The sequence below is a fragment of the Streptomyces sp. NPDC059009 genome (genome assembly GCF_042740175.1).
Taxonomy (GTDB): Bacteria; Actinomycetota; Actinomycetes; order Streptomycetales; family Streptomycetaceae; genus Streptomyces.
The window spans coordinates 170828-190531 of record NZ_JBHYJB010000013.1 but is presented as its reverse complement, the minus strand read 5'-3'; the positions used below and the strand labels follow the sequence as shown (position 1 = coordinate 190531).

Sequence of the window (19704 nt, the reverse complement as noted above, 5' to 3'; positions counted from 1 at the left end):
GACGCTCAGGCGCCCTCGACCGGCGCCGTGCTCGGCTGGATCTCGTCCGCGTGCTCGCCCGTGACCAGGTACACGACGCGCTTGGCGACCGACACCGCGTGGTCCGCGAAGCGCTCGTAGTAGCGGCCGAGGAGGGTGACGTCGACGGCCGTCTCGATGCCGTGCTTCCAGCGGTCGTCCATCAGGTGCTGGAAGAGCGTGCGGTGCAGGAGGTCCATCTCGTCGTCGTCCTGCTCCAGTTGGAGCGCGAGGTCGACGTCCTTGGTGATGATGACCTCCGCCGCCTTCGCCATCAGGCGCTGCGCGAGCTGGCCCATCTCCAGGATCGTGGCGTGCAGGTCGCGGGGGACCGCCGAGTCGGGGAAGCGCAGCCGGGTCAGCTTGGCCACGTGCTGGGCGAGGTCGCCGGAGCGCTCCAGGTCGGCGCTCATCCGCAGGGAGGTCACGACGATGCGCAGGTCCGTCGCGACCGGTTGCTGGCGGGCCAGCAGGGCTATCGCGCGCGCCTCCAGGTCGTGCTGGAGATCGTCGACCTTCTGGTCCGCGGCGATCACGCTTTCGGCCATCTTCAGGTCGGCGTCGAGCATGGCCGTGGTGGCGCGCCCGATCGCCGACCCGACAAGACGGGCCATCTCGACCAGCCCCTCGCCGATCGAGTCAAGTTCCTCGTGGTACGCGTCACGCATGTGGCTGTCCCTCTCTAGTACGTCCCAGGGGGCTGACCCCCACGCTCCCACGGTGTGGTCCCGACGCGTCCGTTTCCGGCACCCCGCGTGAACCGACCCTGTCGCCAAGGTGAACACCGGGCGACCTGGTCACCGACCGCCCGGTAACCGCCGGAGTACCCGGTCAGCAGAAATGAACCCGCCACATCGCCCCGGTGAACTCTGGGCGACGAGTGTTCGAGCTGACCCTCGGACGGCTGGGGCTGGGGCTCGGACCGCGCATAACCTGGACTCATGGACGTGAACGCGGCGGTCGCCGCAGCGGCAGCGATCGCCGGAGTGTGCACCGGTGTCATCGCCATGCTGGCGTTCCGCTGGAGCGAACGCGACCAGAAACGCCCCACCCGCACTTCCCTGCACACGGACCCGGTCCTGCCGCCCGGCGTCGACACGGTCCTGTCCGTGCTCCGCTCCTCCGCCGTCGTCCTGGACGAGGCGGACAGCGTGGTCAAGGCCAGCTCCGCCGCGTACGCCCTCGGCCTGGTCCGCGGCGGCAAGCTCGCCGTCGAGCCGATGCTCCAGATGGCCAGGGACACCCGGCGCGACGGCGAGATACGCCAGGTCGAGCTGGACCTGCCGCGGCGCGGCACGGGCCGCGGCGGCGAGGCGCTCGCCGTCTCCGCCCGCGTGGCCCCCCTCGGCTCCCGCCTGGTGCTCCTCCTCGTCGAGGACCTCACCGAGGCCCGGCGCATCGAGGCCGTGCGCCGCGACTTCGTCGCCAACGTCAGCCACGAGCTCAAGACCCCCGTGGGCGCCCTGAGCCTCCTCTCCGAGGCCGTCATGGACGCCTCGGACGATCCGGAGGCAGTCGAGCGCTTCGCGGGCCGTATGCAGATCGAGTCGACCCGCCTGACCAGCCTGGTCCAGGAGCTCATCGACCTCTCCCGGGTGCAGAACGACGACCCGCTGGAGGACGCCGAGCCGGTCCGCGTGGACGAGCTGGTGGCCGAGGCCATCGACCGCTGCCGCCACCAGGCGGGCACGAAGCAGATCACGATGGCCGCGGGCGGCACCGCCGACCTGCACGTCTGGGGCAACCGCGGCCAGCTCGCCGCCGCCCTCGGCAACCTCGTCGAGAACGCGGTGAACTACTCGCCCGCCCGCACCCGCGTGGGCATAGCCGCCCGCCGGGTGACCGCACCCGGCGGAGACCTCATCGAAGTCGCCGTGACCGACCAGGGCATCGGCATCTCCGACAAGGACAAGGAGCGCATCTTCGAGCGCTTCTACCGCGTCGACCCGGCCCGCTCCCGGGCCACCGGCGGCACCGGCCTCGGCCTCGCCATCGTCAAGCACGTGGCCGCCTCGCACGGCGGGGAGGTCACCGTGTGGAGCTCCGAGGGACAGGGCTCCACCTTCACCCTGCGGCTGCCCGAAGCGGGCGCGACCCGCGACCGTGACCGCGGCAACGGAGCCGCGGGCGGCGCCGGCGCGGCCGCCGACCGCGACAGGGCCGACCGGCCCGACGAGACCACCCAGTACGAAACCATTCCTGCCCCGGAGGTCCTTCCGTGACCCGAGTGCTCGTCGTCGAGGACGAGGAATCCTTCTCCGACGCCCTGTCTTACATGCTCCGCAAAGAGGGCTTCGAGGTCGCCATCGCGGCCACCGGCCCGGACGGACTCGACGAATTCGAGCGCAACGGCGCCGACCTCGTCCTGCTCGACCTGATGCTCCCCGGACTGCCCGGCACCGAGGTCTGCCGCCAGCTGCGCGGCCGCTCCAACGTCCCCGTGATCATGGTGACCGCCAAGGACAGCGAGATCGACAAGGTCGTGGGCCTCGAAATAGGAGCCGATGACTATGTCACCAAGCCGTTCTCCTCGCGCGAGCTGGTGGCCCGCATCCGCGCCGTCCTGCGCCGCCGCGGCGAGCCCGAGGAGGTCGCCCCGCAGGCCCTGGAAGCGGGCCCGGTCCGCATGGACGTGGACCGCCACGTGGTCACGGTCTCCGGCTCCAAGGTCGACCTGCCGCTCAAGGAGTTCGACCTCCTGGAGATGCTGCTGCGCAACGCGGGCCGCGTCCTGACCCGCATGCAGCTCATCGACCGCGTCTGGGGCGCCGACTACGTGGGCGACACCAAGACCCTGGACGTCCACGTGAAGCGCCTGCGCGCCAAGATCGAGCCGGACCCGGGGGCGCCGCGCTACCTGGTGACGGTGCGCGGCCTCGGCTACAAGTTCGAGCCGTAAACCGGCCCGCGCACACCACGCACACCACGCACACCACGCCGAAGGGCGGGACCCCGAGGGGGTCCCGCCCTTTGCGCTGCTGCTGCGCTGCGGTGCTGCTGCGTTACGAAGGTCAGTGCTGCCCGGTACCGGTACCGGTACCAGTCCCCGCACCGTGCGAGGCGGCCCCCGACGGGTTGGTGGAGGCCGCACCGTCCTGGCCCTGGGCACCCCCGGACGGCTTGCCCGAGGGCTTGCCGGACGGGTTCGTGGAGGCGCCCTCACCGGGCTTGCCGGAGGCGGCGCCCGAGGGCTTCCCGGAGGGCTTGCCCGACGGCTTCTGGTCCGGCGCCTTCGGGAGCTCGCTCGGGCCCCACTTCTCGAAGTAGCTCGCGGCCGGGACGACGAAGCCGCTGATGCTGACGGCGCCGGTCTCGCTGAAGGTGAAGGTCATCTTCTGCGCGTTGCCGTCCTTGACCGCCTCACGGCTGCTCGGCAGGACGGCGGAGGCGTTGCCCTCGCCGCCGATGACGACGGAGCCGCCCGCCGGGATCGTGAGCGGGCCGCCGGGCTTGGAGATCTTGTCCTCCTTGCCGGGCGTGATCTTGGCCGACTTGCCGGTGCCGTTGATCGTGATGGAGTCCAAGGTCTGGGCCTTGTCCCCATTGTTGAAGAGCGTCCCCGCGACCACGGCCGGACCCTTCGACTCCAGGTCGGGCTGGGTGATGACCATGGCGTTCTGGATCTTGATGTTGCCGACGGCGGTCTCGGCGTTGTCCGGCTTGACCCCCAGGGTCTGGGCGTCGCTGCCGGCGCCGCACGCGGCGAGCGTGGCGAGCGAGAACGCGATGGTGGTGGCGGCGAGGGCGCCGCGTCGAAGGCTGCGGCTCACGGCGGCGGCAACTCCTTGAACGTGGGCGATACGGGAGAGCGGGCGGCTGTAAAGCCGCCCTAAGGGTGTGTCAGCGGCCTTAGGTTACCGAGCCGTTCCGCCGCCACCGCACCCGACCCGCCCCTTGGCCACAGCAGCCGCTCGGGCCTCACCGTGCCACCGGCGCACGATTGTTGATTCCCATAACTCCCGTGACGCCGGCGCGTGGATTTCCGGCAGGGAATGCGGGGAGATCCCAAAGAATTGATCTTCGATCGATCTCCGTTCGATCTCTGATCAAGATCGGGCCGGTGTGCGGCTCGCTTGATCAATTCCGGAATCGCGCCGAGAACCGCCGCACAACGTCTCGTACGCCTCTCCCGTCACCGAACGGAGTAGCGGAAGTCCCCCGCTTGGAACCTGGCAAAACGGGACGTTCGGCCTCTTGGGAGGCGATCGCGGGCTCTGTGACGTGTACGTTTCGCCTTCCCCGGAGAGCGGCTCCCACCTGCGAATACCCGGCTCCGCAGGCCCTTCGCAGCACGTTCCTGTTGCTGTTGTCAAGCCCCGAGATATGCCCTGACCTGCGAAAACGCCATTCAGAAGAGGCGGTTCTCGTGTTAGGATGGATAGCCACGGAAGGGGTACCTGTCACATGACGTTCAAGGTTGGCGACACCGTGGTCTATCCCCATCACGGGGCCGCGCTGATTGAGGCCATCGAAACTCGCCAGATCAAAGGCGTGGACAAGACCTACTTGGTGCTGAAAGTCGCCCAGGGCGACTTGACGGTACGTGTGCCAGCGGACAATGCGGAGTTCGTCGGCGTACGTGATGTGGTCGGTCAGGACGGCCTCGACCGGGTCTTCGAAGTACTGCGCGCGCCGTACGCCGAAGAGCCCACGAACTGGTCGCGTCGCTACAAGGCAAATCTCGAGAAGCTCGCGTCCGGCGATGTCATCAAGGTCGCGGAAGTCGTCCGTGACCTGTGGCGTCGCGAGCGTGAGCGCGGACTGTCCGCGGGCGAGAAGCGCATGCTCGCCAAGGCTCGCCAGATCCTGGTGAGCGAGCTGGCCCTCGCCGAGAACACGAACGAGGACAAGGCCGAGGCTCTTCTTGACGAGGTCCTCGCGTCCTGACGCACGTCCCACCGACTCTTGATGTCAGTGACTCTTGATGTCTGTAGACGTACGGCCTGCGCAGCAGTGAGTGATTGCCGCGGTGCCCGCTGACGCCCTTCATGGTGTCGCCGGGCGCTGCGGCATGTTCATACCCGGAAAGAATTCCGGAAGATCCCCCTCGATCCCCTGACTATCGATCCCTCGCCCCCGCACCACGACTACTTTGGTGTGCCGGGCTCGGGCAGCTGACTCGACCAGATGTCACGGAAGGGTCCGGTCAAGGCTCGTGCCCGGCACGCCCCCACGCTCTCGACTGCGCTCGAGCAGGGGGTACCCCCAGGCCATACCCACGCAGCCCGAGCGCACAAACCTGAACGGAACCGATGTCTGACGCATCTGCTTCGGCGGGCCAGTCTCGTACCGCCGTCGTGATCCCCGCCGCAGGTCGCGGCGTACGTCTCGGCCCCGGCGCCCCCAAGGCGCTGCGCGCGCTGAACGGCACTCCCATGCTCATCCACGCCGTACGGGCCATGGCCGCCTCGCGGTCCGTCTCGCTCGTCGTCGTCGTGGCGCCGCCCGACGGCGCCGCCGAGGTGAAGACGCTCCTCGCCGACCACGCGTTGCCCGAGCGCACGGACTTCCTGGTGGTGCCCGGCGGCGAGAGCCGCCAGGACTCGGTGAAGCTCGGCCTGGACGCGCTGCCGGCCGGTGTCGAGGTCGTCCTCGTCCACGACGCGGCCCGCCCCCTCGTCCCGGTCGACACCGTCGACGCGGTCATCGAGGCGGTACGGGACGGGGCCCCGGCCGTTGTCCCCGCGCTGCCGCTCGCGGACACCGTCAAGGAGGTCGAGCCCGGCGCCCCCGGGGAGCCCGAGCCCGTCCTGGCCACGCCCGACCGGGCCCGCCTCCGAGCCGTGCAGACCCCGCAGGGCTTCGACCGGGACACCCTGGTGCGCGCCCACGAGACGGTCACCGAGAACGTCACGGACGACGCGAGCATGGTCGAGCAGCTGGGCCTCCAGGTCGTCGTGGTGCCCGGGCACGAGGAGGCGTTCAAGGTGACGCGGCCGCTGGACCTCGTACTGGCCGAGGCGGTCCTGGCGCGCAGGAGGGCGAACGATGGCTTCTGAGACAGCTTCCGAGACGGCTTCCGAGACAGATCCTGAGATGGCTTCTGAGATGGCCGCTCCACGGGTGGTTCTCCCGCTCGTCGGGATCGGCACCGACATCCACGCCTTCGAAGAGGGGCGCGAGCTGTGGTGCGCGGGCCTGAAGTGGGAGGGCGAGGGGCCCGGTCTGGCCGGGCACTCGGACGCGGACGTCGTCGCGCACGCCGCGTGCAACGCGCTCTTCTCCGCGGCGGGCCTCGGCGACCTCGGCGCCCACTTCGGCACCGGCCGCCCCGAGTGGTCCGGCGCCTCCGGGCTCACCCTGCTCACGGAGGCGGCCCGGATCGTGCGGGACGCCGGTTTCACCATCGGCAATGTCGCGGTGCAGGTCATCGGCGCCCGGCCCAAGATCGGCAAGCGCCGTGACGAGGCCCAGAAGGTGCTGTCCGACGCCGTCGGCGCCCCCGTCTCGGTCTCCGGCGCCACGACGGACGGGCTCGGGTTCCCGGGGCGGGGCGAGGGGCTGCAGGCGATCGCCACGGCGCTCGTGGTCCGTACGGGCTGAGCCCGGCTCAGCCGGGCCGGAAATCCCTCTTGGGGAGGGAGCGGCCGCGCAGTATCGGGTACTCGTACGACTCATCCAGCGCTCAACGAAACGCCGTTCAGCGCGCAATGAAGGGACGAGGCACCCATGTCCGCAGCGCTCTCCGAGGACCTCAAGGCACTTCTCGACACCCCCGTCTTCATCACCGTCGCCACGATCCAGCCCGACGGCAGCCCTCAGCTCTCTCCGGTCTGGGTCAAGCGGGACGGTGACGACGTGCTGTTCTCCACGACGATCGGCCGCCGGAAGGAGAAGAACCTGCGGCGCGACCCCCGCGTCACGGTCCTCTTCCAGCCCTTCGACGCCCCGTACACGTACGCGGAGATCCGTGGCACGGCGGAGCTGACGACGGAGGGCGGCCAGGAGCTCATCGACGAGCTGTCGCTGAAGTACACGGGCAAGAAGTACGCCGAGTTCAACCCGGGGTCGGCGGACGATGCGGAGCGGGTCGTGGTGCGGGTGTCGGCGCGGAAGGTCGTTGGCCGGATCTGATCGCTCCGGGGGCGGGGGGCCGAGGGTGAACGTCACAGTTCCGTCCGCTGTCCCTCACAGGGGCGCGGGGCACTGCCCTGCGCCCACTACCCTGGAGTGGTGACGATTCGCCTGTACGACACCAGCGCCCGGCAGATCCGTGACTTCAGTCCGCTCATCGACGGCTGTGTCTCGATCTACCTGTGTGGTGCCACGGTGCAGGCGGCCCCGCACATCGGGCACATCCGCTCGGGCCTGAACTTCGACATCATGCGCCGCTGGTTCGCCTACCGCGGCTACGAAGTGACGTTCGTGCGCAATGTGACCGACATCGACGACAAGATCATCAAGAAGTCCGGCGAGCAGGGCCGCCCCTGGTGGTCCATCGGCTACGAGAACGAGCGGGCCTTCAACAGCGGCTACGACGCCCTGGGCTGCCTGCCGCCCACCTACGAGCCGCGCGCCACCGGGCACATCACCGAGATGGTCGAGATGATGCGCGGGCTCATCGAGCGCGGGCACGCCTACGAGGCCGACGGGAACGTGTACTTCGACGTGAAGTCCTTCCCCGGCTACCTGGAGCTGTCCAACCAGGAGCTCGACAATCTGCTCCAGCCGTCCGGCGAGGGCGAGACCGGCAAGCGGGACCCGCGGGACTTCGCCATGTGGAAGGCCGCCAAGGAAGGCGAGCCGAGCTGGGAGACGCCGTGGGGGCGTGGCCGTCCGGGCTGGCACCTGGAGTGCTCCGCCATGGCCCACAAGTACCTGGGGTCCGCCTTCGACATCCACGGCGGCGGCATCGACCTGATCTTCCCGCACCACGAGAACGAGATCGCCCAGGCCAAGGCGTTCGGCGACGAGTTCGCGAAGTACTGGGTGCACAACGCCTGGGTCACGATCGCCGGCGAGAAGATGGCCAAGTCCCTGGGCAACTCGGTGCTCGTCAGCGAAATGGTCAAGCACTGGCGGCCCATCGTGCTGCGCTACTACCTGGGCACCCCGCACTACCGCTCGATGATCGAGTACAGCCCGGAGGCGCTGCGCGAGGCCGAGTCCGCCTTCGCGCGCATCGAGGGCTTCATGCAGCGCGCCGCCGAGCTGGCCGGGGGACCGGTCGAGCCCGCGGCCGAGGTGCCGCCCGCGTTCGCCGAGGCGATGGACGACGACCTCGGGGTGCCGCAGGCCCTCGCGATCGTCCACACCACGGTGCGCCAGGGCAACTCCGCGCTCGCCGCCGACGACAAGGAAGCCGCCGTGGCGCGGCTCGCCGAGGTGCGGGCCATGCTGGGCGTGCTCGGCCTCGACCCGCTGGACGCGCACTGGGGCGGGGGCGAGAACGACCGGGGCGAGGACCTGCACGGGGTCGTCGACACCCTCGTGCGCCTGGTGCTCGAGCAGCGCGAGGCGGCGCGGGCCCGTAAGGACTGGGGCGCGGCTGACGCCATCCGCGACCAGCTCAAGCAGTCCGGTCTCGTCATCGAGGACAGCCCGTCGGGCCCGCGCTGGACGCTCGGCCCGCGCTGACGCGACAGCGAGCAGCAGCGAGGACGTGCCGCCCGCGCCCGTGGGCGGCACACTCGTAGACACACGCAGATACGTACGTACGCACGCTTCACAGAGACAGGTAGGTCATGGCCGCGAACAACCGTCGCATGTCCGGCAAGAAGGGCGCGCAGGTCGGCAGCGGCGGCAATCGGCGCCGCGCGCTCGAGGGCAAGGGCCCGACGCCGCCCGCCGAGGCGCGCAAGGGGCATGTGAAGAACCGCATCGCCAACGCCAAGGCCAAGCAGACCGCGCGCCGTCCCGCGCCGCGCGGCCGGGGCGGCAAGTCCACCTCCGAGCTGGTCGTGGGCCGCAACCCCGTCGTCGAGGCGCTGCGCGAGGGCGTGCCCGCGAACACGCTGTACGTGCAGCAGTTCATCGACAACGACGAGCGGGTGCGCGAGGCGCTCCAGCTCGCCGGTGAGCGCGGCGGCATCCACCTCATGGAGGCCCCCCGCCCCGAGCTCGACCGCATGACGAACGGGCTCAACCACCAGGGCCTGGTCCTCCAGGTCCCGCCGTACGAGTACGCGCACCCCGAGGACCTCGTCGCCGCCGCCTTCGACGCGGGCGAGGACCCGCTGATCGTCGCCCTCGACGGTGTGACGGACCCGCGCAACCTCGGCGCGGTCGTGCGGTCCGTGTCCGCGTTCGGCGGGCACGGGGTCGTGGTGCCGGAGCGGCGGGCGGCCGGGATGACGGCCGGGGCCTGGAAGACGTCCGCCGGTACGGCGGCGCGCACGCCGGTGGCGCGGGCCACGAATCTGACGCGGGCCCTGGAGCAGTACAAGAAGGCCGGTGTCGCCGTGGTCGGCCTCGCCGCCGACGGCGAGCACGCGGTGGGCGACCTGGAGGCGCTGAACGGCCCCGTCGTCATCGTGGTCGGCAGCGAGGGCAAGGGCCTGTCCCGCCTCGTCGGCGAGACGTGCGACTTCCGGGTGCGGATTCCGATGCCGGGTGGGGCGGAGTCGCTGAACGCGGGTGTCGCGGCGGGCGTCGTGCTGTACGAGGCGTCGCGGCGCCGGGCCTGAGGGCGCGGTACGGGGGAGCGGCATGGCGCGGCACGGGGGAGCGGCGCGGGGGCCGGTGACGGCCCTCGTGGGTGTCGTGGCTGCTTGACGGGGTCCGGACAGATCGGAGCGGTCAAGGCAGTGTCCTAAACACACATCACTCGGTTAGATGAGTGTGGACACCAGAACACCCCGCACACCCACGGGGGGAAGCTCGTCAGGCTTCGACGAAGCTCCCGCGCTGAGCATGGTGAAGGTGCCGAGCGACCCGGCGCAGGTCATCGTCAATCACGCGAGCTTCCGCGTACAGCTCCCCACCGCTTCACGTACTCAATCCCCGCGCATCGCACAGCACTTGGGCACGGCCGACGAGACGGTGCGCATCCCCGTCGTCACCGCCGCCGGCAAGCGCCGCGCGCCCGTCGTGTGGAGCGGCAAGTCCGAGCCGGGCGACCCCGCCGCCAGTGGCCTGCTGCAGGCCGTGCGCGGAACCGGCGTGCGCCATACGGCCGAAGGCGCCTCCGTCGGCTCCTCCTTCGACGACGGCGGGGCCACCCAGGTCATCCCGCGCATCGACCTCGACGAGGGTCCGGAGACCGCCGCGACGCCCAGCGTCATCGGGCCCCGCAGCCCCGGCGCCGAGACCCGGCTGCTGCCTCAGATGCGGATGCCGGGCAGCGACCTCGACGAGCGCCACCCCTATGACGAGCAACGTCCTTATGAGGACGACGAGTTCGAGGGGGAGGAGGGCGAGGACGGGGCCGCGCGGCGGCACGGGGCCGACCCGGTGCGGCACGCCTACTACCCCGGGCGCCGGATGAACCTCGGCGTGGTGCTGCTCCCGCTGCGCGTCTTCCTGGGCTTCATCTCGATCTACGCCGGCATGGGCAAGCTCTGCGACCCCGTCTACTTCGACGGCGGCGAGCGCGGCTCCATGGTCAAGTGGCTGAACTCGCTGCACCCCTGGGCCCTCGCCGAGCCGCTGCGGGACTTCGCGCTCCAGCACCCGGTCGGCGCCGGCCTCTGCATCGCCTTCCTTCAGGTCATCGTCGGCGTGCTCACCGTGCTCGGGCTCTGGCAGCGGGTCGCGGCGAGCATCGGCGTGCTGCTCTCCGCCGCGCTCATCGTCACCGTCAGCTGGAAGACGGTGCCCGCCTATGACGCGCCGGACATCATCTACCTCGCCGCCTGGTCGCCGCTGATCATCGCCGGTGCCCCGGTCTACTCCATCGACGGGCGGCTCGCGGGCGAAGCCTGGCGCACCCTCGGGCCGCGCGCCGACCTCTGGGAGCTGCGGCGCCGGGTGCTGCGGCGCGGCGGGCTCGTGGGCACGGTCGTGGTCGGGCTCACGCTCCTCATCGGCTCGCTGCTCGGCGGCGCCGTGCGCGACGCGGACCGCGTGACCGTGCCGGGCCCCGGCGAGGCGCCCCGCAACCAGGTGCCCGGGTCCCCGCTTCCCGAGGACCCCGCGAAGAAGGGCGGCCACGGAAGCAAGGAACACCGGGGGCGGCAGCACTCGAAGTCGCCGTCCGCCGCCTCGCAGTCGCCGACGCAGGGGCAGTCCGCGAGCCCCACGGAGAGCGCCACGACGCCGGGTGCGGTCCGCGAGACCGGCACCGTCGGCACGGGGCAGCCCAGCCAGACGCAGGGCACCGGGCAGGCGCCGCCGCAGCAGTCGACGCCGCAGCAGCCGCCGACGACGTCCGCCGGTCCCACTTCCAGTGGGGGTGGCGGCACCGGGTCCGGTGGGAGCGGTAGTTCCGGCGGTAGTGGTGGTGGTTCCGGGTCCGGCGGACTCTTGGGCGGAGTGCTCGGCCACTGAGTGCCTGAGGGAGGCCGAGTCCTACCTGCGGGTGCGTCGTGGCTGGTCGCGCAGTTCCCCGCGCCCCTCTAAGCAGTTCCCCCGCGCCCCCTCAGGGGGCGCGGGGGAACTGCTGCGTCAGGGGGCGTCCCTCAACGGGACTGTGCCGCAAGCTCCTTGGCTGCCTCTGTGAGGTCCTTCGCCGTGTCGATGGCGCGCCAGTATGCGCCCTGCGGGATGGGGAAGCCCGCCAGGTTCTTGCCGCGGGCCAGCCGCGGGAACGTGGTGCGCTCGTGGTCGCCGCGGTCGGGCAGCAGGGCCGTGAAGGCGGCGGAGAAGACGTAGACGCCCGCGTTGATGAGGTACGGGGAGGGCGGGGACTCGATGAAGTCCGTGATGTGGCCGAAGGCGTCCGTCTCGACGGCGCCCCAGGGGATGCGGGGCCGGGCCAGGGCGAGCGTCGCGGTGGCGTCGCGCTCGGCGTGGAAGGCCGCCATGTCGCGGAGCGAGAAGCGGGTCCAGATGTCGCCGTTCGTCGCGTACCAGGGCCGGTCGGCGTGGGGGAGGTGCTGGGCCGCGTACTTGAGGCCGCCGCCGCGGCCGAGCGGCTCGGTCTCGACGACCGTCGTGACGCGCAGGGGCAGGTCGGTCTTCTCCAGCCACTCCTGGAGGACCTCGGCGAGATGGCCGCAGGAGACGACCGCGTCGGTCACGCCCTCTTCGGCGAGCCAGGCAAGCTGATGGCCGATGATCGGGGTCCCCGTGCCGGGGATCTCGACCATCGGCTTCGGCCGGTCGTCGGTGTACGGGCGCAGCCGCGAGCCCTGGCCTCCGGCCAGGACGACGGCCTGCGTGGGTGGCTTCAGCGCGTGGGGGTCTGCGGTCATGCCCAGAACCCTACGTGGTGGGCGGAGGCGTCCCCGGAGCTCGGCCGGCCCGTCAGCCGTTCTGGTGCGCGGCGACTCCGGTGGCGAAGGAGGTGTCGCAGACCGGGCGGGCGTAGGACTGCGCGCGGCTCGGGCCGTACGCCTGGACCGCGGCGCGGCCGAGGGCACGGGCGATCGAGACGCAGTGCTTGGCGAGCGAGGGGCGGCGGTCGACCTCCTCCTGCAGGTGGGTGAGCGCGATGCCCGGGTCCTTCTCCTGGAGCTCGGTCAGGAGCCGGTCGCGCAGCACGTCCTGCGGGGCGCGGGACTTGGCCGGCACGGAGAGGTCGTCGGCGGAGGCGGTGAGCACCGAGTCCGACGAGCTTCCCGACCAGTTGACGCGCGTGACCGCGAGCGTCCCGGACAGGACCAGGAAGACGGGCAGGACGAGGGCGAGGGTGCGGCCGATGCGGCGAGCGGGGCCTCGGTGGGCTCGGCGCTGCTTCTGGGTGTAGTTGGCGGAGTGCGTCACGCAGGCGAGCGTAGCGGTAGGTGATGATTTGGCGACATTTAGTCACTCGGTCGAGCGACCAAGAAAAGGGTTTTGCTGTACGGGTGTTGACGGGGTGCTGCGAAATGACCGTTGTGCCGGGGTATTTGTCGACAACCGGCGTATGGGACGGATGGGCCCGCACCGTGAGCGCGGAAGAGCCCCGCACCACAAGTGCGGGGCTCTTCATGCCAGTTGGGCGGTGCCTATCGGGCGGTGCCGGTCGGGCGACGCCGGTCGGGCGGTGTCAGTCGCTGAGGCGCTCGCCCGTCGACGTCGAGAAGACGTGGATCTCGCCCGGGCGCGGCACGACGTGCAGCTGGGTGCCCTTCTCCGGGACCTGGCGGCCGTTCACGCGGACCACGAGGTCCTTGTGCTCGCCGCCGACCTCGGCGGAGCCGTAGACGTAGCCGTCGGCGCCGAGCTCCTCGACGACGTTGACCGAGACGGCCAGGCCCGCCGGGGCGTCCTCGGTCTCCTTGGAGAGGCTCTTCGCGGCGGCGCCGCCCTGCTCGGCGATGTCGAAGTGCTCGGGGCGGACGCCGACCGTGACGGTGCGGTCGCCGCGGTCGGCGGCGGCCGCGAGGGCCTCGCGGTTGACCGGCACCACGGAGTTGCCGAACTTCACGCCGCCGTCGGTGATCGGGACCTCGACCAGGTTCATGGCGGGGGAGCCGATGAAGCCCGCGACGAAGAGGTTGGCCGGGCGGTCGTACATGTTGCGGGGGCTGTCCACCTGCTGGAGGAGCCCGTCCTTCAGGACGGCCACGCGGTCGCCCATCGTCATGGCCTCGACCTGGTCGTGGGTGACGTAGACGGTCGTGATGCCGAGGCGGCGCTGGAGGCTCGCGATCTGCGTACGGGTCGAGACGCGGAGCTTGGCGTCCAGGTTCGACAGCGGCTCGTCCATGAGGAAGACCTGCGGCTCACGGACGATCGCGCGGCCCATCGCGACGCGCTGGCGCTGACCGCCGGAGAGGGCCTTGGGCTTGCGGCCCAGGTACTCGGTGAGGTCCAGGATCTTGGCGGCGTCCTCGACCTTCTGGCGGATCTCGGCCTTGTTGACGCCCGCGATCTTGAGCGCGAAGCCCATGTTGTCGGCGACCGTCATGTGCGGGTAGAGCGCGTAGTTCTGGAACACCATGGCGATGTCCCGGTCCTTGGGCGGCAGGTGCGTGACGTCGCGCTCACCGATGCGGATGGCGCCGTTGTTCACGTCCTCCAGGCCCGCGAGCATGCGCAGGGAGGTGGACTTGCCGCAGCCGGACGGGCCGACGAGGACGAGGAACTCGCCGTCCTCGATCTCGATGTCGAGGCCGTCGACGGCGGGCTTGTCGGAACCCGGGTAGATCCGGGTCGCCTTGTCGAACGTAACTGTGGCCATGGTGTGGGCCCCCTTCACCGGCAGGAACGTGCCGGACGATCCGAGTAGAGGGAGTGGTGTAGTCCACTCGAGTGGACTGACCGTGACGGTACCCGGCGGGTGCCGGGTCTGTCAGTAGCCGGGAGCACGTGACCTTCGAGGGAATTTTCGACGGAGGCGTGCCGCTCGTTGGTTACACTTCTCGGGCAGCACGCCTCCTTAGCTCAGTTGGTCAGAGCGCCGCTCTTGTAAAGCGAAGGTCGTCGGTTCGAATCCGACAGGGGGCTCCAGAGCAGGGGCCAGGGGGCTCCCGGGCAGGGGGACGGCGGCGGGATCAGGGCCGGCCCCGCGAGGCCCAGATGCCGCGGCCGTGGGTCGCGGCGTAGAGGCGGCCGTCCGGGCCGGTCTTCAGTTGGAGGACCGCTGTCGTCGGCAGGTCGCGGGCCCGGGTCCAGGACGATCCGGGGGCCGGGCGGAGCAGGACGCCCAGGTCGGTGCCGAGCGCCACCGTCCCGTTCTTCAGGAGGGTCACCGAGTTCGCGGGTACGTCGGGCAGGTTGCCCGATATGTCCGTCCAGGTGGCGCCGGAGTCGTGGGTCTCGAAGAGGTGGCCGACGCCCGCGCCGGGGCCCTCCGTCCACTTCCGCGTGAAGCCGTTGACGGCGAGCAGGACGTGCGCCGGGTCCTTGGGGTCGATGGCGAGGGAGGACAGGTAGCGGTTGGGGACCGTGCCCTCGACGGGCAGGGGCAGCTGGTGCCAGCCGGTGCCGTCCGCGTTGCCGACCGCGATGCCGCGCGTGAAGCCCTGGTTGTTGCAGGGCCCGCACCAGGCCGCGTAGACGGTGCCGCCGGACGCGGCGACGGCCGTGGCGGTGTGGCCCTGGCCGAGGTCGACGGCGGACGTCCACTCGGTGGAGGAGCGGATCGCGTAGCCGTGCGTGTTGATCCAGACGTGGCGGCCGCCCGCGACCCAGGTGTTCTTGTCCTTGAGGTCGGCGGCGAGCGGGGCGATGAAGCGGGCCGACTGTGTCGCGTTGTCGGGCGGGGGCACGGGGTACGTGGTGGCCTTTGTCGGGTCTGTGGTCCAACTGCCGTCGTTCACCGCGCAGTTCTGGGTGACCGCCACCGCCAGGTACACGTACTCCTGGGCGATGTCGCAGCCGTCGGCCGGGTCCACGAGGGTGTCGCCGCCGTCGCCGCCGAAGTTGGAGCCCATCACGCGGTCGCCGGGGCGCAGCATGGACTGGCCGTTGTCCTGCATGCCGCCGGTGAGCGCGAGGCCCCGCCCGGAGGGGTCGGCGCCGATGCCCACCGAGTAGTACTGGAGGGCGCCCATCGTGCCGTCGTTGAGGGAGCGCCAGTCGGTGGCGTGCCCGTCGGGGTTGGCCGAGCCGTCGACCGGGCGGCGGTAGGTGCCACCGTCGTTGCCGACGATCACGTACGGCTTGCCGCCGTCGCTGCCGATGGCCACCGCGTGCTGGTCGGGGTGGGTGGTCTGCGGGCAGGTGCCGCTCTGGTGGGCCGGGTCGATGGACCAGCAGGGGAAGCCGAAGTTCCAGTACGGGCCCGGGGTGGTCCAGGTGGTGCCGCCGTCCTTCGTCTCGAAGACCTCCTCGAGGCCCGCGTAGACGTGGTCGGGGTCGGCCGGGTCGACCTGGAGGAACTGGTTGTACCAGGACTGGGTGCCCGGCATGGCGCCGGGCCCGGTCAGCGCCGAACCCGAGTCGCGGAGCTTCTGGTGGTCGGCGACGCGGGTCCAAGGGCCGGTCGGCGAGCCGGACTTGGAGACGAAGACCCCGTACAGGCCGCTGCTGGGATTCTCGGCGGTCTGCTTCGGGGACTGGTCGAGCGCGTAGTAGCGGGAGCCGTCCGCGCTGCGGGCGAAGGTGACGTTGCCGACGTCGGCGGCGGCGGACGGGAGGTCGCCGAGGCCGCTGGTGAGGCGCTGCCAGGTGCCGTCGGCCTGCTTGGTGTAGAAGCCGTTGTACGTGTCTCCGCCGCGCCAGCCGAGTGCGAGGACGGTCTTGTCGGGGTTCTTGGGGTCGAGGGCCACGTCGTTCGCGATGTTCTTGTACGCGGCCGCCGGGTCGTTCGCCTTCGGGCCGCCCGGCAGGTAGTCGGGGTTGGGTGCGAACTCCAGCTTCCACGGGCCCTTGAGGTCGGCCGTGGAGTGGCTCCACACGCCGCGCGTGGTGGCCGCCCACACCGTGGTGCCCGCGAATCGCAGGGCGTTGACCGATGTCGACTCCAGCTCGTCGCCGCCGACCCGGTCGCGCGGGCCGAAGCTGCCCTTGCGGGGGTCGCGCAGGACGTAGACGCCGGTGCCGAGGAAGGAGGTGGAGCTGGTGTTGGCCTCGCCCGTCGCGTACCAGAGGCGGCCGTGGCCATCGAGCTGGAGGTCGCCGGTGGAGAGCGCGGGCAGCCGGTCGGAGATGTTCTGCCAGTGGCCGCCACCGCTGCGGGACCGGTACACGCCGCCGTTGGCCGCGCCCGCGTAGACGTGGCCGCTCCGGTCGGCGGCGAGCCCGGTGACCCGGCCCGTGACCTTGCCCGCGCCGCCGCTGGAGTTGGAGTTGACGTCACGGTAGCGGGGGTCGTCGGCGTCGTACGGGAGGCTGGTCAGGTCGCGCCAGCCGCCCGGTGCGTACGGCAGGCCGGTGAACTCCGCGTAGGCGGCCCCGTAGGCGCCGGGGGCGACGATGCCGGGTGAGGTGCGGGCCTCGGCGTACTGCTGGGCGGCCTCGTCGATGTCCTCGGACTCGCCGGGCTCGCCGGGGGCGGCCAGAGACGGCGGCAGGCCCTTCTGCTGCTGATGCAGAAGGGCCTGCCGGTGGAGTGCGCGGACTCCGAAGGGGTCGGCGCCGCCGCTGCCCGCCGGTGCTGCCTGGGCCTGCGTGGCCAGGAGCCCGAAGGCGGCGGCGGTGGCCACTAAGGTCCACGCGCCGGTGCGTCTTGCCATGATCGCCATGAACGTTCCCTCCCCTGGGAAAGCCGTTACGTGCATGACATGGGGTGCCCAACCAGGTTTCCGGGGAGGGGAGTCGGGTGCGTGGGGCGGGATGGCAATGGGGGAGTAAAGCTTGGTTGAGGCTTATACGGAGAGTGGCGCCGGGGGGCTTGCGGGCTTTCGGGTGTGCGCCTACTGCTTGCCGGTGCCGACGGGGTCCACCGAGACGCCGTCGACGTGGGAGTCGTCCGTGGCGGGCAGGTTGAGGCCGATCAGCACGGTCTTGGAGTGCGTCTCGTTCGGCGGGGTCACGACGATGCGGTCGATCTTGACGCCCGAGCCGCCGCTGTTGTTCGGCGGGTAGTGCAGCGTGAAGCGGGTCTCCTCGCCGGACTTCACGACGACGGAGGGGGCGGCGAGGTCGGAGCGGTCGGCGCTGATGCCGCCGGGGCCGCCGTCCGCCTTCAGGTCGACGCCGGGGAAGCCCTTGAGCGAGCAGGCGTCGCCGGTGTTCTTCATGCTGACCAGGACGTTGCCCTCGCCCATGCCGTGGGTGGCGCGGATCTGGAGGTTCGCGGTCTTGCAGGGGCCGGTGTTGATCTGGCCGCCGCCGCTGCCCGGGGCGTCGTCGTCGGAGCTGGAACCGCCGTTGCCCGCCTGGGAGTTGTCGCCGGAACCGCCCTTGCCCGCGGAGCTTCCGGAGCTGCCGCTCTCGCCCTTGCCGCCGGAGCCGCCCGTGCCGCTGGAGCCGCCCGTGCCGCCGGAGCCCTGGGACGCCGAGGACCCGGAGTCGTTCGCGCCCGAGGCGGAGTCCTCGTCCCCCTGGCAGGCGGTCAGCGAGAGACCCGCGACGAGGGCCAGGGCGGCGAGGGTGAGCTTCTGAGCGCGCATCGTTTCTTCTCTTCCTTCGTGGTCCGGTGCGAGTGATGAGCCGTGGTGCCTGTCGCTTGTCTGGACCCGCTCAAGCCCGGGTGCCGTTCCGCCCGGCCCCCGCTTCGTACATGCCTGTTACACACGCCTCGCGTGTGCCGTCAGCCCCGCCCCGCCACCCGGTCCGCGATCCGCGCCAGGCGCGACGACTCGGCGGTGTGCGTGGTGAGTTCACGCCGGTCGGCCGCGTAGTACGTGGCGTACATGCCGTGCACGCCCAGCCAGCGCAACGGCTCCGGCTCCCACTTGCGGACCTTGTGGTTGACCCAGGGCAGGGAGGTGAGGTCGGTGGGGCCGGCCTGCCCCGAGTCCTGCTGGACCAGGTCGCGCAGGGTGCGCGCGGCGAGGTTGGCGGTGGCGACGCCGGAGCCGACGTAGCCGCCCGCCCAGCCGAGGCCCGTCGCGCGGTCCAGGGTCACCGTGGCGCACCAGTCGCGCGGGACGCCGAGGACGCCGGACCAGGCGTGCGCCACCTCCACCCCGGCGAGCTGCGGGAAGAAGCGGGTCAGGATCGCGCGCAGGGACTCGACGGTGGCGGCCTGGGTGCGGCCGTCGTTGTCGGTCCTGGAGCCGTAGCGGTAGGGGACGCCGCGGCCGCCGAGGGCGATGCGGCCGTCCGCCGTGCGCTGCGCGTACATGTACGCGTGCGCCATGTCGCCGAGGGTCTCGCGGCCCTCCCAGCCGATCGACTCCCACTGCCCGGCGGTCAGCGGCTCCGTCGCGATCATCGAGGAGTTCATGGGGAGCCAGGTGCGGCGCTGGCCCTTGAGGGCGGCCGTGAAGCCCTCCGTGCAGCGCAGGACGTACGGGGCGCGGACCGTGCCGTACGGGGTGATCGCGTGCTTCGGCCTGATCTCGGTCACCGGGGTCGACTCGTGGAGGGTGACGCCGAGCGCCTCGACGGCGGCCGCGAGCCCCTTGACCAGCTTCACCGGGTGCAGCCGGGCGCCGTGCGGGGTCCAGGTGGAGCCGACGGCCCCGGAGACGCGGATCCGCTCGGCGGTCTCGCGGGCGCCGTGCAGGGTGCGGTCCGTCTCGCCGTATGCGAGCTCGGCGGCGTGGAAGGACTTCAGGCGCGCCAACTGGGCCGGGGTGTGGGCGACTTCGAGGACGCCGCCGTGGTGGATGTCGGCGTCGATCGACTCGGCGCGGGCCGTGTCGATGACCTCGGTCACCGTCTCGTTCATGGCCTGCTGGAGGCGGACCGCGGCGTCGTGGCCGTGCAGCTTCGCGTAGCGGTCGCGGCCCGCGATGCCGTTGTAGAGCCAGCCGCCGTTGCGGCCGGAGGCGCCGTAGCCGCAGAACTTCTGCTCCAGGACCGTGATGCGCAGGAAGGGCGCGGCCTTCTTCAGGTAGTACGCGGTCCACAGGCCGGTGTAGCCGCCGCCGACGATGCAGACGTCCGCCGTCGCGTCGCCGGGCAGGGGCTCGCGGGGTGCGGGGGTGCCCTCCTGGGCGTACCAGAACGATATGCCGCCGTTGACGGCGCCGCTGATCTTGCTGCTCATAGCCGGACGTTACTGCGTGCGGAGGGTGCGGGGGGCCTTGGTCCCCGGGGCCGGGCCCTTCGGCGGTCCGGCGGCAGGGTAGATTCGGTTACTTTGGGCCGTAATCATCAAAATTT

General features: G+C 71.2%; 17 protein-coding genes and 1 tRNA gene. 10 read left to right on the top strand and 8 right to left on the bottom strand.

The window, feature by feature from the left end:
• Positions 1–5: 5 nt before the first annotated feature.
• Complete coding sequence (gene phoU / locus ACFWYM_RS16035) at positions 6–686, bottom strand: phosphate signaling complex protein PhoU (RefSeq protein ID WP_384836210.1); 681 nt, start codon at positions 684–686, stop codon at positions 6–8.
• 273 nt (positions 687–959) lie between these two features.
• On the opposite strand from phoU, the gene ACFWYM_RS16030 reads away from it, so the two are divergent.
• A complete protein-coding gene (locus ACFWYM_RS16030) occupies positions 960–2240 on the top strand; it encodes a sensor histidine kinase (RefSeq protein ID WP_384836207.1) in 1281 nt (426 codons plus the stop codon).
• Complete coding sequence (locus ACFWYM_RS16025; RefSeq protein ID WP_018527980.1) at positions 2237–2917, top strand: response regulator transcription factor; 681 nt, start codon at positions 2237–2239, stop codon at positions 2915–2917. Before ACFWYM_RS16030 ends, ACFWYM_RS16025 begins: the two co-directional genes overlap by 4 nt.
• Before the next feature lie 112 nt (positions 2918–3029).
• Here ACFWYM_RS16025 and ACFWYM_RS16020 read toward each other — a convergent pair whose 3' ends face one another.
• Positions 3030–3788, bottom strand: coding sequence for a DUF461 domain-containing protein (locus ACFWYM_RS16020; protein WP_384836204.1), 759 nt, complete (start codon positions 3786–3788; stop codon positions 3030–3032).
• 634 nt (positions 3789–4422) lie between these two features.
• Between ACFWYM_RS16020 and ACFWYM_RS16015 the strand changes: the two genes are divergently transcribed.
• From ACFWYM_RS16015 to ACFWYM_RS15985, 7 genes are all read left to right on the top strand, one after another.
• Positions 4423–4905 (top strand): CarD family transcriptional regulator, encoded by a 483-nt coding sequence (locus ACFWYM_RS16015; RefSeq protein ID WP_003953493.1) that lies wholly within the window; start codon positions 4423–4425, stop codon positions 4903–4905.
• Positions 4906–5270: 365 nt separating this feature from the next.
• Complete coding sequence (gene ispD / locus ACFWYM_RS16010; RefSeq protein WP_384836201.1) at positions 5271–6017, top strand: 2-C-methyl-D-erythritol 4-phosphate cytidylyltransferase; 747 nt, start codon at positions 5271–5273, stop codon at positions 6015–6017.
• 37 nt (positions 6018–6054) lie between these two features.
• Positions 6055–6561 carry a 2-C-methyl-D-erythritol 2,4-cyclodiphosphate synthase gene (gene ispF, locus ACFWYM_RS16005; protein ID WP_384836198.1) on the top strand — a complete coding sequence of 169 codons (507 nt, stop codon included), beginning with the start codon at positions 6055–6057 and terminating at the stop codon, positions 6559–6561.
• A gap of 126 nt (positions 6562–6687) precedes the next feature.
• Positions 6688–7092 (top strand): PPOX class F420-dependent oxidoreductase, encoded by a 405-nt coding sequence (locus tag ACFWYM_RS16000; protein WP_384836195.1) that lies wholly within the window; start codon positions 6688–6690, stop codon positions 7090–7092.
• Between the two features lie 99 nt (positions 7093–7191).
• Positions 7192–8595, top strand: a complete 1404-nt coding sequence (cysS, locus tag ACFWYM_RS15995) for a cysteine--tRNA ligase (RefSeq protein ID WP_384836192.1) — start codon at positions 7192–7194, stop codon at positions 8593–8595.
• A gap of 107 nt (positions 8596–8702) precedes the next feature.
• Positions 8703–9644: a 23S rRNA (guanosine(2251)-2'-O)-methyltransferase RlmB gene (gene rlmB, locus ACFWYM_RS15990; protein WP_384836189.1), complete on the top strand. Its 942-nt coding sequence runs from the start codon at positions 8703–8705 to the stop codon at positions 9642–9644.
• Between the two features lie 148 nt (positions 9645–9792).
• A complete protein-coding gene (locus ACFWYM_RS15985) occupies positions 9793–11445 on the top strand; it encodes a DoxX family protein (RefSeq protein WP_384836186.1) in 1653 nt (550 codons plus the stop codon).
• Positions 11446–11576: 131 nt separating this feature from the next.
• Here ACFWYM_RS15985 and ACFWYM_RS15980 read toward each other — a convergent pair whose 3' ends face one another.
• The 3 genes from ACFWYM_RS15980 to ACFWYM_RS15970 form a co-directional block, all read right to left on the bottom strand.
• A complete protein-coding gene (locus tag ACFWYM_RS15980) occupies positions 11577–12311 on the bottom strand; it encodes an NDP-sugar synthase (RefSeq protein ID WP_384836183.1) in 735 nt (244 codons plus the stop codon).
• A 52-nt stretch (positions 12312–12363) separates the two neighbouring features.
• Positions 12364–12822 (bottom strand): hypothetical protein, encoded by a 459-nt coding sequence (locus ACFWYM_RS15975; protein WP_384836180.1) that lies wholly within the window; start codon positions 12820–12822, stop codon positions 12364–12366.
• 265 nt (positions 12823–13087) lie between these two features.
• Positions 13088–14224, bottom strand: coding sequence for an ABC transporter ATP-binding protein (locus tag ACFWYM_RS15970; protein ID WP_384836177.1), 1137 nt, complete (start codon positions 14222–14224; stop codon positions 13088–13090).
• 192 nt (positions 14225–14416) lie between these two features.
• On the opposite strand from ACFWYM_RS15970, the gene ACFWYM_RS15965 reads away from it, so the two are divergent.
• A tRNA-Thr gene (locus ACFWYM_RS15965) sits at positions 14417–14493 on the top strand.
• A 44-nt stretch (positions 14494–14537) separates the two neighbouring features.
• Here ACFWYM_RS15965 and ACFWYM_RS15960 read toward each other — a convergent pair.
• The 3 genes from ACFWYM_RS15960 to ACFWYM_RS15950 all read right to left on the bottom strand — a co-directional run bounded on the left by ACFWYM_RS15960 (position 14538) and on the right by ACFWYM_RS15950 (position 19588).
• Complete coding sequence (locus tag ACFWYM_RS15960; RefSeq protein WP_384836174.1) at positions 14538–17171, bottom strand: glycosyl hydrolase; 2634 nt, start codon at positions 17169–17171, stop codon at positions 14538–14540.
• A 171-nt stretch (positions 17172–17342) separates the two neighbouring features.
• The gene (locus ACFWYM_RS15955; RefSeq protein ID WP_384836171.1) at positions 17343–18041 is read right to left on the bottom strand and encodes a DUF4232 domain-containing protein; all 699 of its coding nucleotides are present in this window, start codon (positions 18039–18041) and stop codon (positions 17343–17345) included.
• 140 nt (positions 18042–18181) lie between these two features.
• The gene (locus tag ACFWYM_RS15950; RefSeq protein WP_384836168.1) at positions 18182–19588 is read right to left on the bottom strand and encodes an NAD(P)/FAD-dependent oxidoreductase; all 1407 of its coding nucleotides are present in this window, start codon (positions 19586–19588) and stop codon (positions 18182–18184) included.
• Between the last annotated feature and the right edge of the window lie 116 nt (positions 19589–19704).